This is a genomic window from Allobosea sp. CCNWLY174, from assembly GCF_037120455.1.
In the GTDB taxonomy this organism is placed as follows: Bacteria; Pseudomonadota; Alphaproteobacteria; order Rhizobiales; family Beijerinckiaceae; genus Allobosea; species Allobosea lupini.
This window is the reverse complement of the sequence record NZ_JBBBBQ010000009.1, coordinates 178,530-194,935: the sequence shown is the minus strand read 5'-3', so window position 1 is coordinate 194,935 and position 16,406 is coordinate 178,530. Positions and strand designations below refer to the sequence as shown.

General features: G+C 61.6%; 8 protein-coding genes. 6 read left to right on the top strand and 2 right to left on the bottom strand.

Translation table 11 applies throughout. The features are described from left to right. Nucleotides 1-784 precede the first annotated feature (784 nt). The 5 genes from V7S63_RS23130 to V7S63_RS23110 are packed head-to-tail and all read left to right on the top strand — an operon-like array spanning nucleotide 785 to nucleotide 6,705. Nucleotides 785-2,401: a methyl-accepting chemotaxis protein gene (locus V7S63_RS23130; RefSeq protein ID WP_336531954.1), complete on the top strand. Its 1,617-nt coding sequence runs from the start codon at nucleotides 785-787 to the stop codon at nucleotides 2,399-2,401. 9 nt (nucleotides 2,402-2,410) lie between these two features. Beyond that, nucleotides 2,411-2,890 carry a chemotaxis protein CheW gene (locus V7S63_RS23125; RefSeq protein ID WP_336531953.1) on the top strand — a complete coding sequence of 160 codons (480 nt, stop codon included), beginning with the start codon at nucleotides 2,411-2,413 and terminating at the stop codon, nucleotides 2,888-2,890. 27 nt (nucleotides 2,891-2,917) lie between these two features. Next, nucleotides 2,918-3,967: an HD-GYP domain-containing protein gene (locus tag V7S63_RS23120; RefSeq protein ID WP_336531952.1), complete on the top strand. Its 1,050-nt coding sequence runs from the start codon at nucleotides 2,918-2,920 to the stop codon at nucleotides 3,965-3,967. Nucleotides 3,968-3,990: 23 nt separating this feature from the next. Next, entirely contained in the window at nucleotides 3,991-4,497 is a 507-nt protein-coding gene (locus tag V7S63_RS23115) for a putative pterin-binding protein (RefSeq protein ID WP_336531951.1), read from the top strand. Beyond that, entirely contained in the window at nucleotides 4,498-6,705 is a 2,208-nt protein-coding gene (locus V7S63_RS23110; protein ID WP_336531950.1) for an ATP-binding protein, read from the top strand. Here the strand turns inward: V7S63_RS23110 and V7S63_RS23105 are convergent. After that, the gene (locus V7S63_RS23105) at nucleotides 6,695-7,486 is read right to left on the bottom strand and encodes a PAS domain-containing protein (protein ID WP_336531949.1); all 792 of its coding nucleotides are present in this window, start codon (nucleotides 7,484-7,486) and stop codon (nucleotides 6,695-6,697) included. The genes V7S63_RS23110 and V7S63_RS23105 overlap by 11 nt on opposite strands. Here V7S63_RS23105 and V7S63_RS23100 point away from each other — a divergent pair. Then, a complete protein-coding gene (locus V7S63_RS23100; protein ID WP_336531948.1) occupies nucleotides 7,477-8,307 on the top strand; it encodes a hypothetical protein in 831 nt (276 codons plus the stop codon). The genes V7S63_RS23105 and V7S63_RS23100 overlap by 10 nt on opposite strands. Nucleotides 8,308-8,854: 547 nt before the next feature. Here the strand turns inward: V7S63_RS23100 and V7S63_RS23095 are convergent. Beyond that, on the bottom strand, nucleotides 8,855-16,264 hold the full coding sequence (locus V7S63_RS23095; protein ID WP_336531947.1) for a hypothetical protein: 7,410 nt from the start codon (nucleotides 16,262-16,264) through the stop codon (nucleotides 8,855-8,857). Nucleotides 16,265-16,406: the final 142 nt, after the last annotated feature.

The following is a 16,406-nucleotide window of genomic DNA, read 5'->3' as shown; positions in this document are numbered from 1 at the left end:
TCAACCTTCGTTTCGCCTTGGCTTTGATGGCCGCGGCCGCCGGTGGCGCGCTGGCGCCGAGCAGGAGCTGGCGCAGGTCCCGATTGCAGGCGTCCCTACCCTCCCGGATGCCTGCCGGCTGCTGATCGTATCGGCTGTCCGCGCGAGCCGCGCCCCAGTGAGCGCGGACCAAATACGAGTTAGCTTCAAAGTGAGACAGGCGCTACGGGCTATAGTCATTCTTGGAGCCTGCTGACCAGGGTGGACGAGCAGCTGATTGCGGGACTGGGCAGAGTGCAGGTAGCCAAGTTCGTCCAGGTCGATGAAGTCGCGGACCAGCTGCAGAACCCGCCTGCGATGACCGCCCATCTGCCCGGCGCTACCGCGCCGATAATGAAATTTCGTGGCCCCGCAACCACGAGATAATTCTCGCATTATCGGCGACGTGAATGGGCGGCAGGCTTGCATCAACGAGGCCTTCTCTCGGTGCGCCCGCGAATTCGACTGCGCAGACCGTCCAGTCGCGACAATACACGGCGCTCCTCAAATCAAGCCCGAGTGACTGAGCGAATTGCGCTCAAATGACCCATATTATCCGAAAGTCGAAGCGCTTTAAGTTTGATTTAGATCAATAGAAAGAGCCTATTTGGCTCTTTATGGATCATAATTTACGAAAATGAAACGATTTTGCTGCGGAATGCGCCATCGAGGCTATGCAGATGCCCGGGAATGAATGCTTCCGATGCATCCGAGGAGAAAGCCCGCTAGCGACTGAATAATTCCCGCGGATCCGAGGTTGGCAAAAATGTCGAACGATACTGCCCTTGCTCAACGCCTCGATTTCATGAAGCTCGACCAGACGTCACGAGATCGCATTCGGTCCGTCGAGCATGAAATCAAAGATGCCCTTCCGGCTGCGTTGAATTCCTTCTACGAGCAACTGCGGCGGACGCCCGAGACTGCGAGATTCTTTCGCGATAGTTCTCAAGTCGACGGAGCGAAGGCTCGGCAGTCGTCGCACTGGGAACGCATCGCCACCGGCCAGTTCAACAACGATTTCGTGTCCGGTGTGACGACCGTAGGCCAGGTGCATGCGCGCATCGGCCTGGAGCCGCGTTGGTATATCGGTGGCTACGCGCTTCTTCTCGAAGAGATCGTATCGCATGTCTTGAAGGCTCTCTGGCCCAAATCCCTTCTGGGCGCGCCGATGGCGGGCGCAGAAGATCGTGGCAAGAAAATCACTGCGATCATCAAGGCTGCCTTGCTCGATATGGACTACGCCATATCGGTCTACCTGGAAGCCTCAGAAGCGGCGCGACGAAAAGTCGAGGAACAGGCTCGATCAACGGAGCAGGCGAAGGCCGCCGAACGAGAGATGGCCGTCGAGCACATTACCCGCGCCATGTCTGCGCTTGCAGATGGCGACCTGACCCATCGCATGCCGAGCGACATTCCTGCCGAGTACGAATCGATCTCCGGGCACTTCAATCAGGCAATGGTGCGCCTCGAGGACATGATCGGTACGATCAAGGCTACGTCGGCGCAGATCACCATCTCATCCAACGAGATCAACGCCGGGGCGGAAGACCTTTCGGGCCGAACAGAGCAGCAAGCGTCTGCTCTCGAGCAGACGGCTGCAACGACCGAGGAGCTCGCAGCTTCGGTCAAAACGGCGTCCGAGTCGTCTCGGCAATCGGTAAGGCTGGCTGAGGATGCTGCTCGGGTTGCCAGGGCCGGCGGCGAAACCGTCTCCAATGCCATCAATGCGATGGAGCGCATCGAGCAAGCCTCGACCAAGATATCAGAGATCACAACCGTCATCGATGGGATCGCGTTCCAGACCAACCTCTTGGCTCTCAATGCTGCGGTTGAAGCGGCCAGAGCGGGCGATGCCGGCCGAGGCTTTGCAGTGGTCGCCGCCGAGGTCCGGGCCTTGGCCCAGCGCTCTGCCGATGCTGCCAAGGACATCACCGCGCTTATCGCATCCTCCGATCAGGAGGTGACGGACGGCGTGAAGTTGGTCCGAGAGGCAGGCCAAGCCCTTCGGGAGATCGTCGACGCCTCAAGCCGCGTTTCATCGACCGTGAACGAAATCTCCGCCGCAACAACCGAGCAGTCAAACGGCATCGAGGAGATGGCTCAAACGGTCAGCCACATGGATGGCATCACCCAGCAGAATGCCGCGTTGGCGGAACAAAGCGCTGCTTCGGCCACGACCCTCCATGATCAGATCAAACGGCTGGACAGCCTGATCGCGCAATTCAGGACGAATACTGCACGCGCCGAACCTCCGAGCGCTGCGCAGCCGGATCTTGCTGCCATTCTTCGCAGCGTGGTTCCCAACCGCACTCCGGCTGCTGAAGCCCGACCCCGGAAAGTGGTGAACGGCCGTCAAAATAATGACGGTTGGGCCGAGTTCTAGGAGGGCACCGTGCAAGCTTTGAATTCACCCACCAATCGCGGGGGCACGCAATTGATCCAGCAACTCGTGCTGTTCGTTCTTGGGACCAGAAAGTTCGGCGTCGATGTCAGCCTCGTTCGGGAAATCCGCGGGTGGCAGCCTGTCACGGAAGTTCCCAGTTCCGCTCCGAACATTCTTGGCGTGATCAATCTCCGAGGCTCGATCGTCGGCGTTTACGACCTCCACGCCCGTCTGGGAGCGTCGCGGCATTCCATTGGGCAGAGTAGCGTCGTCATCGTCATCGAGCATGACGGGCGTTCGGCAGGCTTCCTAGCTGATGCGGTGTCGGACATCGTCTCGATCGGTCCCGACGAGTTAAAGGCGCCATCCGAAACCGGGTCCAATATCGACACCCTGCTCTCCGCCATGCTCATCCGGGGACCTGACATCGTCAGCGTCCTCGATCTCGCTTCACTGCTGCCGGCTGTTGACCAACCTCAGGCCGCCTAAACTGTCCGATCCAGAAAGGGTCCGACCATGAAAATCATGATCGTCGACGATCACCGGACTTATCTCGCTATTATGCACGGCATCATTGCGCGGCTCGACAGCACGGATGTACGCGACTTCAACGAACCCTACGGCGCGTTGCAAGCCGCCGCCGCCGAAGAGTTCGATCTAATACTCGTCGACTACATGATGCCGAAAATGGACGGTGTGGAGTTCATTAAACGGCTTCGTAAGATCCCGACTTGCCGCGAACAGCCTGTGGTCATGATTACCGCCGACGATGCACGGGAGACGCGACTCCATGCCCTTGAGGCCGGTGCCACTGAGTTCTTGAAGAAGCCAGTCGAACCGATCGAGCTTCGGGTGCGCATCAATAACCTGCTCGCACTAAGACAGGCTCAGTTGAAGCTTCGTAATCAAGCAATTTGGCTTGAGCGAGCCGTAAAGGAAGCGACCAAGGAACTGGAAGCCAGCGAGCGCGACGTTGTGACCAGGCTGGCACGCGCCATTGACTGTCGCGACGGCGATACGGGCGACCATGTTTCTAGGATGGCCGAGCTCTGCAGTCTCATCGGCAAAGGCCTTGGATTCGATAAGCACGATTGCGAGATGATCAGAGCTGCCGCGCCATTGCACGATGTGGGCAAGATTGGTGTGCCCGATGCGGTGCTGCAGAAGACTGGTCGGCTGGAGCCGGCAGAGATGGCCATCATGAAGGAGCATGTCTCGATTGGAGAATCGATCCTGGGGGACAGCCGTTCTGCGTTATTGAAGACCGCCGCTATCATCGCGAGCAGCCACCACGAGCGCTGGGATGGCTCGGGCTATCCGCGCGGCCTGTCGGCCGACCAAATTCCCTTGATGGGGCGGGTTGCAGCTGTCGCAGACGTATTCGAGGCGCTTACGGCTGACCGCATCTATCGCCCAGCCTGGTCGCTTGAGAAGGCGCGACAGTTCATTCGCGACGGCGCTGGGACGCAATTCGATCCTGCATGCGTGAGAGCCTTCGAGGCTCAGTGGGACGCAATCGTCGACGTCATCCGTCCGGAAATCGGGATCGAAGCTTCCGCGGCATAACCAAGCATCGGGAACATAACCTCATGTTTTTCAACCGGCGATCAATTTTGGGCGGCCTAGGGGCCCTCAGTGCAGCTTCTTCGTTTGGGCTTGCACTCGAGCAACCTAGATCCGCTCCAATTCTCACGATCCGTGGCAAAGTCGGCCATACCAACAGCTCTGGCGAAGCCGTGTTCGACCTGGGTATGCTCAGTCGACTTCCCCAAGGAATAACCGAAACCGAGACCCCTTGGTATCCAAGCAAGACCCGTTTCGAAGGACCACTGGCCGCAGAATTACTGAAGTCCGTCGACTGCCAGGGCCAAAATCTCAAAGTCTCCGCTCTAAACGGATATGCCGTCGACATCCCGACGAACGATTTCCGTCGCTGGCCTGTGATCCTTGCCACCCATGTCGATGGGAAGCCCATTTCAGTTCGGGAGAAGGGACCGATCTTCGTCATCTATCCGTTTGATCGAGAGCCGTCTCTCTACAACGAGATCTATTTCGGCCGTTCGATCTGGCAGGTTCAGTCGATCGAGATTGGCTAAATGCCGCGCCAAACTGCTGCCGCGCTGGGATCGCGCTCTGCTCACCATCGATGGCTCGACATCGGTGTCGTTGCCCTCGCGAGCTTGAGCGTTTTCTTATGTGGCGCCGCCGCGGTGACCTTTGGCACGGTCCGGGATCGCCAGCATTTGCTCAGCCAGACCGTACGCGAGGATGCGGTCTGGGCTGCCTATCAGATCGACAGCGAAGCCAAGAAGCTGCGTCTCGCCTTGACCGCGCCGCTGACATACCAAAGCGCAAATGACATTGCGCTTCGCTACGACATACTGTTCAGCCGCGCGGCCCTGCTGAGCGGGCAAAATTATGTCAGGACTTTTGCCCGTGTCGATCTGGGAGGATTGGCAGCCGCGGTGCGCTCCCGCATCGTTGGGCTTAGCTCGCACTTCGATCCGCTGCGCAGCGCTGACGGGCTCGACACGCTCGATATTCGCGCGTTGCAGAAGGCGGCATCGGACGCATCCACCGCCGCCGAGCAATTTCTCAACCAAGCCAACCTGTCTTTGATGCGGCTCAGAGCGGAAGAGCGAGACAGTGCGTCTCGTTCGCTCGACCGCTTTGGATTGGTGGTGGGCAGCCTGATCGCAGCGCTGGCCGTGATCGTCTTCTATCTGGCGAGCCAGCTTCGGCAAATTCGCTCTTCGCGCAACAAACTTGCATCACTGAGCATTGAACGCGCCCAGGCCGCCGAACGTGCCGAGGCTGGCGCCCGTGCCAAATCTATCTTCTTGGCAACAATGAGCCACGAGATTCGGACGCCGCTGAATGGGATCATCGGAACTGTCGACTTACTGCGCGATAGCTCAATGTCGCCCGACCAGCAACGCAAACTCACAGTGGTTGCCGAGTGCAGCGATACGCTTCTGGCCCTGATCGACGATATCCTCGATTTTACGAAGCTAGAAGCCGGGCCGGTGGAATTTGAGAAAGTCCCAGTAAGGATCAGCCATGTAATCGGTTCAGTTCTGGAAACAGTTCGGCATCGCGCTGAGGCAAAGGATCTGACGCTCAACCTCGATTGCCAGTTTGACGGAGTGGTGAGAAGCGATCCCACGCGACTGCGACAAATTCTTTTCAATCTGATCGGGAATGCCGTGAAATTCACAGCCCAAGGCGAGATCAAAATTGATTGCCGCGTGGAAGTTGGTGAACTTGTTGTCGAGATCTCGGATACTGGAATCGGCGTCCCAGCGGAGATGAGAGATAGACTTTTTAAGAATTTCAGTCAGGTTGATGTTACCATCAACCGGCGCTTTGGTGGGTCAGGTCTTGGTTTAGCGATTTGCCATCGTATTGTGACGGGTCTTCACGGCCGCATCGGCGTGCGCGAACTTGAGCCGAATGGGAGTTGCTTCTGGTTTCGGGTGCCCGTCGAAATCGCCCCGAACGACGTCGGTCCTAGCAGTGCGCAACAGTCCCTCGACATGCGATCCGGCCGATTGAGTGGTCGGGTGCTGCTGGCCGAAGACAACAACATCAATCGCACGGTCGCTGTCGAGATGCTGCATCGCCTGGGCGTGACCGTCGCGACGGCCGCAGATGGCGAGGAAGCCATAAGAATGGCGTTGGCCACGCCATTCTCGGCCATCTTGATGGATGTTCAGATGCCGGGCACCGACGGTCTGACGGCGACGCAGATGCTTCGTCAAAGCGGCTGCGACACCCCCATCATCGCATTGACCTCAAACGCCTTGTCCTCAGATCGGGCTGCCTGTCTGGATTCCGGGATGAACGATTTCATCGCGAAGCCGATCAATCGCGCCAAGATTGAAGCGGCCCTTCGCCCTTGGCTGACCGTTTCTACCCAGACCACCTCGCTTGATCCCGTTAATGCAGCAAATTCCGCGATTGATTTCTCGGTTCGAGCCACTCTCGAAGAGGATTTGGGCCAGCCTCTGCTTACCGAGCTCACCAACGATTTCTGGAAAGATGCGAGCGAGGCGATCGAGCGAGCCAAAAAACTCGTCGCCGAGGGCAACACGCGGGAAACGCTACGCGAGCTTCATGCCCTGAAGGGGGTGTCCGGCACGCTAGGCATGGCTCTGATTTCGACGACCATACAAGCGCTGGAATGTGGGCTTCGAGAAAGCCGAGCTGTCGATCTGACGGTGTTGGATCGCGATTTGACGGCATCTCTGGCAGAGCTGAAGTCGCGCACTTCACTAAGCCAGGACGTGCTGGTCAGCGCTTGAGGTCAATGCCAGTGACGATTTCCCCTTCCCCAACAAAGTTCACCTTGGCCCGGATCAAAGCGACGAGCACCTTTTCGACGCTCACCGGCCGGAAACTATCGGCTAGCCGGCATTCGGCTTCGAGCCGACGGATGGTGGAGAGAGATACGTTAGCCTCCTCTGCTAATCGCGACGCCGACCAGTCAAGGGCGCCACGCGCGGCTCGTAGTGCCGCGGGCGTTATGTCAGTGAACTCTTGTCCACCTTGGACCTCCGATGGAGGTTTGGTCGATCTGAGAGCGCCGGCGACTGCAAACAGGGCGCCGATCCAATGATCGACGCTACCCTCGTCATTCATGACCGGAATCCCGCGGGAGTTGACCCAGCGGTATCCACCGTCGGCATAGCGGACGCGGTAATCAGTATTGTAGGGGAGCCCGTGCAGTACCGACACGCGCCACGCCATTCGCGTGCGTTCGATGTCTTCCGGGTGAAGCGCGTTGAGCCAACCGTCACCTCGAAATTCCTCTTCCGACTGGCCCGTGAGAGCCGACCATTCCGGCAGATTCATGACGTAGCCATTGTCGCTCGCCCGCCAAACGAGGAGCGCAGATTGGCGCATGAACAAAACAAGTTCCGAGTCGGTGGCTGGCATCGCCGCAAAAGAGCCTATTTTGCTCTCTGGTACAACCGAGAAAACGCCTTTGGTTGAAATAAGTCCGGCAATCCGTAAGTTTTGAATGATTCCAATCAATAGCCTCTGCAGCCTGAACGAAGAAGGTTTAAAATCCAATGCCCGCATTCACCACTGCTGCTTTGAAGAAGTACTTTGAGGGATATCTGGATGACGCGCCGATAGCCTTCGTGATCTCGACCACAGGCGATAGATCCTCCAAATATGTCCGCGCAAATGCTGCTTATCTCCAACTTTGCGGGCGTGCCTGGACAGATATCGCAGGTGCCAGTCTCGTCGAAAAGGGTTCAGCGATACCCGGCGCGGAGCGCATACGGCGTCTTTGGTATCTCGACAACCTCGGGCGATATAAAAACGAGGTGGCAACGATTGCGCACTCATCGGGCAAGCCTGTAACCGTGATCCTATCGGCCCAACGAGAAATCGTTGATGGTACGGCTCTGGACTTCGAGTTTCTGGTCGAGCACCGCGAGCTGTCCGAACGTCGCACGCATCTCGGGGCCGGTAAGAGCAACGTGGCGCCTGCGCCAGCCAGAGTCGCGCGGCGAGCCAGTTTCACGCCATCAATCGCGAAGTCGCTGGAACTGATGAGTAGCGAGTATGCACGGTCGCTCATTATCGAAATGCTTGTAAGCGTCACCCGAGGGATGATGTATCTCTCGCAGATTTTGCCTGTGGGCAGCCCGATCGTCACCTACGTTAACGACTATGCCAGGCGGCAATTCGGCGAAGTGCCTGGGCCATTGGCCATGGAGAGAGCTCCTTTGGTATTCGCCACCCTATCTAGAGACGTGGCCGAAGAGCAACTGCTGAATCTCGCGACGCAGATCTGGGTGTTAGCCCGCTTCCAAAATCCCGATACCCGCAATCAACTTCTGTCGCTCGTGCAGCCATACACGGTTGCTCCCAATGCCTTGGTCAAGGCTTGATTCTCGTATCAACACCTCAATGGCTTTGATCTGCGCATGTATAGCGGGAGACGGAAGCTCAGATGTCCGCTGCGGGTCGCGAGATCCGATGTTTTGAACGTCCGCTGCCGCGCAGACTAGGAATATCCGGAAGTCGCATGGCTGCTTCGCCAGGCGCCGTCCGCCTATGAGGGCAGGAGGTCCATTGCGACCGCCCTCACATCGGCTATGAAATCAGTTGGGAGCCGCAACATAATCCTCTCCTTTGACCGGAGGCTGCGAGCGACGATCGGCTGGGCCGGCTGGAACTCTCAAACTGTCTCAAGAGCGCTGACGGCGGACAATCGGTCACTAGGACCATGGCCGCAAGCACGGTCGCGACAGCGGCCACGGGTATGATGGATGGTGAGCAGGCCATCGGCCGAATTGGCGACGATAATGGTCGGGCCGCTGCCCCTATCCGACGCTTCTTGGAAGTCTGCTTGATATCGGTTCGAGTCGCCGGACAGACCGGCGATATCCAACAGTGACGGAGCGCCAGGCGCGTACCGCCGCCGCCAGACCCCGCTCAGGCAGCCAGGGTCGATCCGCTCTTTTCCTCGGTCGTGACGAACCGCATCAATGCCTTCACCGCCGGCGCGTTTGAATCAACCGGTTCTTCTCCTGCGTCGCCATGCAGGTTCGCAATCGGTCGATTGGGTCCGCCCGGCCCGTACAATGGTGGCGTCTGCATGGGATCTGGCGCCGGTGCTGGGTCTGGAGTGGGCACGGGCTGAGGCGGCTCCTCGATCGGCTCCCAGGGGAACACCAGGCTGAGGCCGACGCGAACGGCGACCGCCGCGCCGAGCAGCACCAGCGGCGGCAGCCCGTAACGTAGCCATGGCTTGTCGATGCTCGATGGATTCCGCTCGGCACCGTTCAACGGTGCATTGAACATATCCGTAACGCGGCTATGCCAGACGATCGGTCCCATGCCGCGATTGGAGCGATATTCGTCGATGTAGTCCTTCTGCGCGCCGCGGAAGACGTACCAGTCGGCGGCGACCTTGAGGAGCTCGATACCGCCGAGCACCGGCTGCCCCGCTGCAAACGCATTCGCCGCATGGATGCTATCGGCGACGAAGAACGGCACCATGCCATAAGTATCGCCGGCGGAGGCGTATTGCGGCCAGCGCTGGATCAACGACGGCTTGTGCATCGGCTTGTACTTTTGCGTACCGTCCGCCTCCGGCGGGCCGGCGGGCAGCCGGCCGTCATGGTACACGGCTCTCGGATCGCCGCCGCCGACGAAGAAGCGGCGGATCGGGCCGATGATCTTGCCTCCACCACTTGTCGCTGCATAGGTTGGATGCGGCTTATTGTTCTTTCCGGCAGGGCCGCTCCCGGTGCCCTGTGTCGGCGGTGCTGATTTTGGCTGAGCAGCGGTCGCCGGCACATTGCCGCCGGTGGACGCCGCGTGGAGTTCATCAGCTGCCTTCTTGGAAGCGTTGAAGTCGGCATCGCCGACGCCACGCTTGGAAGCCGTTCCGATGACGCCGGGCATGTTGCCGAAAAGGAATGCCGCACTTGCGGAATTGCTGGCAAGGTCGGCCGCGCCGCCAAAGGTGTCGAGCACGCCAAGATAGCGATAGGCAGCGGGATCGAGGAACGGGTTGGTCACCAGACGCGTGGTGTTCGCGTTGCTGATGCCGAAGCTAGCATAGCGAGCAAATTCCAGAAAGCGCCCGGTCGGCGTATTCGGCGAGATCAGCCGGCCCGGCGCGGTCTCCAGCACCTTCATCGCCTCCGCATCCAGACGGTTCGCGCGCAGCGTCTCGAAGGCGAGGAGATAATTCATCCGGTCGGCACGGCTATGACCCCAGACGGCGCCGCGCCAGCCAGTGGTCCGCCGCGCCAGGATATCGAGATGGGCGTCGGCGATCGTGAGCCAAGGGGTCGACTGTGTCGGATCCTGATGCAGTTCGGCAGCCGCAGTCTCGATCTCGGACTTGTTCCCCACGCGATGAATGTACCCGCGCCTGCCGAGCAGCGGCTGCGTCGCGACGTCGACGACCGCTTCGCGCACGACCTTCATCGTGTCGGGTTCCGGCGCCTTGCCCTTCGCGATCGCCTGCTGGGCCGTCTCGATCGCGTCGGCATATCGTTCGCGATTGGGCTTGGCGATTCCGAGCCGCCGCCCGCGGCCACCGGTGACCTGGCGATTGAGCTGGTCGAGGACGGCCTCTCCGGGCTTGAAATTGTCATGCGCGACGTTCGAAACGAGGGCGGCACTGTCCTGCCGCTTCTGCAGCCGAATCTTGGCGCCCTGCCTGATGCCGGCGACGCCGCCACGGAAGAGCCAGGCATAGATCGCGAGCGATGACAGCAGGTCGCGCGCGCCGATATGGCTTCCGGTACCGATCCTGGCGGTCGTATAGGCGCCAAAGGCGGCTCCTCCGACATAGCCGACACTGGTCAGGATGATACGCCGCTTGTCCTTGCCTTCGAGCGGACGGTCCGTCTTGACGAAGGTTTCGCCGGGCTTGGGCGCATAGGTGGCATCGCGATTGGCGACGCTGTAGGGGTAGACGCTGCCGTCATCGAAGATGCGCAATCCGCCTTCGACAAGTTTCGGATCGATGACGCCCGAGGCGATCGCCTCGGTCAGCTTGTCTTTGGGGCCGACGAGCCGGTAGACATAACCGCCCGGCGCCGCCTGCTTGCGGCCTTTCCTATTCGCCGAAGCAGGGCGCTGCTGCACTGCCTCGCGCGCGCCTTCGAACGTCGAATGTAGAGTGAACTCCGACAGGTTAAGCGCCGGGTGAGGCCCTCCTCCGCCCATGATCTGCTGCGGCGGCACCGGCCCCTCGATGTAACGAATTGCCGTGTAGTCGTGCGAGCCTAACAGGTGCGGCACTCGCCTCGTCGCATAGTCCGTCACCTTCTTGTGCAGGGGACGGCCCTTGAGGGCGTGGTCGTCCGGCGATTGAGCGATAGCCAGATACGCCGTCTGCGCCTTCATCTGATCGTCGGGTTCGGGCAGTTTCCCGTTCGCAGTCTTCTTGCGCCAATACGCGTTTGCAGGGTCGACGAAGCTCTTCCGCAAGCCGCTGGCCGGCCCGGCATACGCCGGCCGCGCCGTGATGTCGGGCGATTGCCGGGCTTCGGCGATCGGGTCGGTTGAAGCCTTGTTGGCGATTCCAGCTTGGCCGACATGCGGCTGGGCCGTCGGTATAGCCTGCGTCTGCGTAACGATTGCCGGCTGGCTTCTGGCGCTAGCGCCCGCCACCGGCCGAAGGGCGATCGCCGGAAAGACGTCTCCGCTTCGATAGATGAACTGAGCCGCTGGTAGCCAGTCGACAGGAATCTCGGCCAGCGTTCCGATGCCGGCAATGTCCTTCGCATCGGCTTGGACCTTATAGACGAAACCGCCGCGCAAGCTTCCTTTCGGCGGCGGCAGAGTGGCGACCGCGGCGGCTGCGGCGGCATAGGTGTCGAAGAACTGGGTGTCAGCCGTACGCAGTCCTGGGCCGGGAGCGCCAACCTGCTGTCCGTAGACGTCGACCGGCAGCTGCATCGTTAGCGCGAATCTGGTTTGGATGGCGGGATCGGTGGAAGGCAGTGGAAACTGCCCGACCGCAAGAACGTCATCCGGAGTCGGCTTGAAGGCTTTGGCCGATCTCACCGTCGCAGACAGGTTCGGCATCAGCGAGACGCCATGCTGGCCGATCACCGATACGGTGTCAGGCGCAAGCAACGCGTCCGAGCCCGCCGTCCGCACCGGCATGGCGGAAGCGCTCGGCGGGACACTAGCGGTCTGTTGCCCAGCAGCTGGTTTCGGGGCCGCCGGTTGCAGCGATACGGTCACCGGCCACTCGGCCCCGGAACCCAGCGCCCGACTGAGCGCAAAGGAATCGGCGCGGTCCAACGCAGCCTGCAGCCGTGCATCGAACGCCCCCTGGCCGGGGTTCTCGATGTGACGGACGAGATGTCCGAGGTCGACGATGGCCTGGCGATAGCCCGGTACGGTCTCGCGCGCACCGGCCAGATAGTCGAGCACGCGATTCAGCGAGCCGTCGACCTTCTTGTCCGGCGACTGGCCGACCAGCCCGCGGCCCTTGGCGATCAGCTGCTGATTGGGACCGCCCGACGGCTGGGACGCGGCGCTCAGATCGCGCGGCTTCGGCTTGTTCGCCTCCTGCTCCAACCTGTCGCGAATGCGCGCCATGATGTCTTCGGGCGTGGCGCCGGTACCATCGGTAAGATGGCGAAGGTATCCGGGCCCGGACGCTGCATCGAGTGCGTGCGACGATCCGACTGACCAAAGATGTGGCGTCAACTCATCCGGGCTTTCAGTGACAGGCTTCGCCGGCCGGCCGGTGCTCTCGCCATCTCGCTCGCTGCTTACCGCCAGCGTCTCGGGATTTCGCCGCGCCGTTTCCCAGAGCGGCATCGGATCGCGCCGCGAGGTTTCGACTGTAAACCCATGCGTCTCGTCCCACGCCTTGAGCGGCAGCTCGAGCGCGCCGGGATGAAGCACGACGACGGCGTCTTCCGGCCTGCCGGTTTGTCGCGGATCCCCTCCTTCAACTGTGCGCCCTGGGCGCGCCTGCTGGCCCGCGTTGCTATTGCCGGTATCGCCATGCCCGGTGCCGCCGATGTTGGCGATCTGACTTGCCGCAACGGCGTCGGCGACATTCGGCGGAGCGGCAGTTAAGGCCAGAGGCGCAGGCGCCCCCTCGGCGCCGATCAACGGATCGACGCCGCTCTTGTTCGGCTTGGCCGATCCGGCCGGCCCGCTGCCACCGTTCCGACCGGCCTGTGGCCCAGATGTCGGCTGCGGCTGCACGACGATCGTTCCGCCCTGCGAGCTGCCACCACGCGCTGTTCCCAACCCCCCAAGGCCGCCCGGCAAGGCGGCCGTCCCTGGCGCGTGAGGCGTGAATCTCGTCGCGTTCGCTACATGTCGTGTCCTGTGCGTTGCGGGTTGCGGTGCCGCCCGTCCTTGCTCGATCCCGGCATGCAGGCCCGACACCGTGCCGTAGACGCCCGAGGCGAAGCTCATCAGCTCCATCAGCGGATTCATGCCGGGATCATCGCCATGAGCCATCAAGTTGAAGGCCGAGACGGCGAGGAGCGGCGAGCCGGCCGCGATCGAGGCAAGATCGAGCGTGCGGGCGAATCCGATCGTTCCGCCGGTGGCGCTCTGCATGATCTCGCCGGCATGGCGGTAATAGGGGGTTCGGCCGTAGGTCGCCCCGATCGAGGTACGCAGCGACGCGACGGTGGTCATGCCTGCGTTTCTGAGCCCGATCGCACGTGAGACCGAAGCGGTGGCCGGGAAGATCGTCGCTCCCGCCGAAAGCGTCTCCATGATCAGGCGTCCCGGCGTGATCTCGCGCCCGTAGTAGATGTCTTCTCCGAATTCCTGCAGCTGCCTGCCGCCGACATAGGTACCGGCGACGATCGCGAGTGGAGCCGCGACGACATTGACGCCGGGGATCAGCATCAACAGCGGTGCACCCGCGGCCACGCCGGTCGCGATCGGGTCGACGTATTTCTCGACGAAGGTCTTGACGTGGGCCTGGTAGGCCTCGGTCTCGACCTTGTCACCCTTGGCCGTGAAGGCGAGGTTCTGCGGAACGACGATGGTGCCGCTGTCCAACAGGTCGTTGTCGTTCTGGTAAGTCTCGATGAAGGATTTGATGTTTTCCGGCTTGCGTACATCGAGGGCGTAGTCGGAACCGCGACCATCGACGACATGGTCCTTGCCGTCGGTTCCGCGCACGATCGCGAACAGCATCTGCTGCGAGCCGACGCTGGCATCGATGTACTGGAACGGCACGAAGGTGACCTGTGCCTGGTCGCCACCGACGACCTGAATCTTGCCGGCCATCCTATCGGCCTCGTCGGCACCGGCGCCGGCCGACTGCAACGCCGATTTGAGATTCCTGCCTCCCAGCAGGTGCTCGGCCCCAAAAAGGGCCTTGCCGTCCGGTAGGCTCTGCTGCGCCATCGCACCGAAGGTCAGCTCGATCTGATGCGTCGCCTCGGTTTGCCTGCCGCGATAATAAGCCGCCTGCATGTTGCTCTGGTGCTGACTCGAATCGTCGTTGAGCAGCTTGGTCGGCTGGGCCGCGGTGAACACCGCATAATCGTGCCAGGCAACCGCATGCTCGCGTTGCACCCGAAGATCCTTGTCGAGCTCCCGCGTCGCGTCGAGCGCCGACAGGATCAGCGCGACCTCTGGATGAACCCAGACCTCCACGCCGTTCATGGTCGACTTGACCGCGCCGGCGAAAGGCGCGACCTCCCCGGGACCGCCAACCGGGATCGCCGGCCTTGTCGTTGTGAGCGCGGTGTCGAGCGCTTTCTCGAGCGTCGGGATGGTCTTGCCTGCGATCTCGATATTGACGTCGATCTGCGTAATCGTACTCGAAGTGTACGCCTTTTCCGCTGCCTGCTTGCGCTGCTGCGCACCGAGCAGGCCGTTGGGACCGCATCCGGCGACATTGCTCCAGGCAATATCGATGTCGCGCTCGTGATCGCTGCGCCGGACATTCTTGGCGCCGGGCTGAAAGGTCAGCGGGATGACCAGCGTCTTGTGCTCGTAGACGAAGGTTGCGTAGAGCTGCCCGTCCTTTGGATCGTCGTCGACCGAGACGCTCTGCAGCGTGCCGGAATACTTGCGCTTACCATCGGTGAAACCGTCCTGCTCGAAGAGATGCGGGCTCTTGCTCCGTAGGTTGTTCAGCGCCGCGTCCTCGACCGGCGCAGCCTCGAGCTGCGCGCCAGCAAGGTCTCGTTCGGCATCTGCGAGATCGCTGGCCTTGACCGCGACGTCGCGATTGGCTTGCGCCACCTTGCGCTGGTTGCCGGCCGTTTCGAGCATCCGGTCGGCCTCGGCGCGCTCGGGCGTATTGGGCTGGGTCGTCCGTAGCAGCTGCTTTGCGACCAGCTCGCTGATCTCGACATCGAGCAGGTCGGCCTCAGCAGAGAGCTGGCCATATTCGGCGAACCCGGCCCTGACACTCTTGTCCCCATGGTCGGATCTGCGATCCGAGACCTTGCTGCTCTCGGGGCTATTCGCCGCCCTGACCTGCTGGGGGTTGGGCCCTTGCGGCCCGCGCACTTTGATCTTGTCCTCCAACGCATCGACAAGAACGGTTTCCGCCTGCTCGCGTTTCTGGCGGCTCTGCGTCGCCTTGCCGGCAACTTCCTGCGAATCCTTGAGGTCGGACTGCGCCTGGGCGAGCGGCTTGGTTGCCTTGATCTCGAAGGTGATGCCTTCCGGCGCGAGCGTCTTGGCCAGTGTGCGGTTGGCGCCGGCGACCGCCGAGCGGTACTCTGGGTCGGCGGCGTAGACCGCGAGCTGGGCGGTCGCTTCGTCGGATTTGGCGCGGGCCTCGACAGCGCGGCCTTCGGCAGAGCCTTGCGCGGCACGGGCGCGGGCGACTTCCGGATGGACCCACTGGCCATTCGACTGAATCCAGTCGCCGCCGCCTGACGGCATCATCTGCGGCTTCTGCGCAGTGCCAGGGCCATACTTCTGCTCGGCAGCCGCCGTCTCGACGCCGCGGTCATGCGCCTCCTGGCCTGCGACCGTCGACTCGTCATTGAGGATGATCGCATTGATCTGTGCGACGAGGACCTGGTTTTCCTTCGCCTTCGCCGGATCGCTGTTGGCCAGCGAGTTCGCCAGCAGCTGTGCCAGCAATATCAAAACACGCTCTTGCTTGGCGATGAGCGCCTGCCCCTGGGGCGTGTTCGCCTGACCGGGCTTCAGGTCTCCGGCCCAGATGACCTTGGGATTGCGGCCTGCCGCATTGGTCATGGAGGCGGAGTAGTTCACGCGCGACAGGACGGGCGCCAGCCTCTGGAGAACTTTGCGAACGGCGTCGGCGAGAGCCTTGAGCAGCGACCCGAGCGGGCTTGTCGACCGCGAGCTTGTGGTCTGGCCGACGAGGCCGCCGTCCGGCTTGTTCACGCGCATGTTCATGAAGGCCTCCCGACGCTGCCGCCGGCTGCGCCCTGGCTATCTCGCGCGCCAGGTCGATGGCGGAGAAAGCCGGAGCGCAGCCGGAGATGACGCGCGCCACCATGCGGCGGCGAGCGTTGATGGCTTGGAGGGCGGTGGCCGG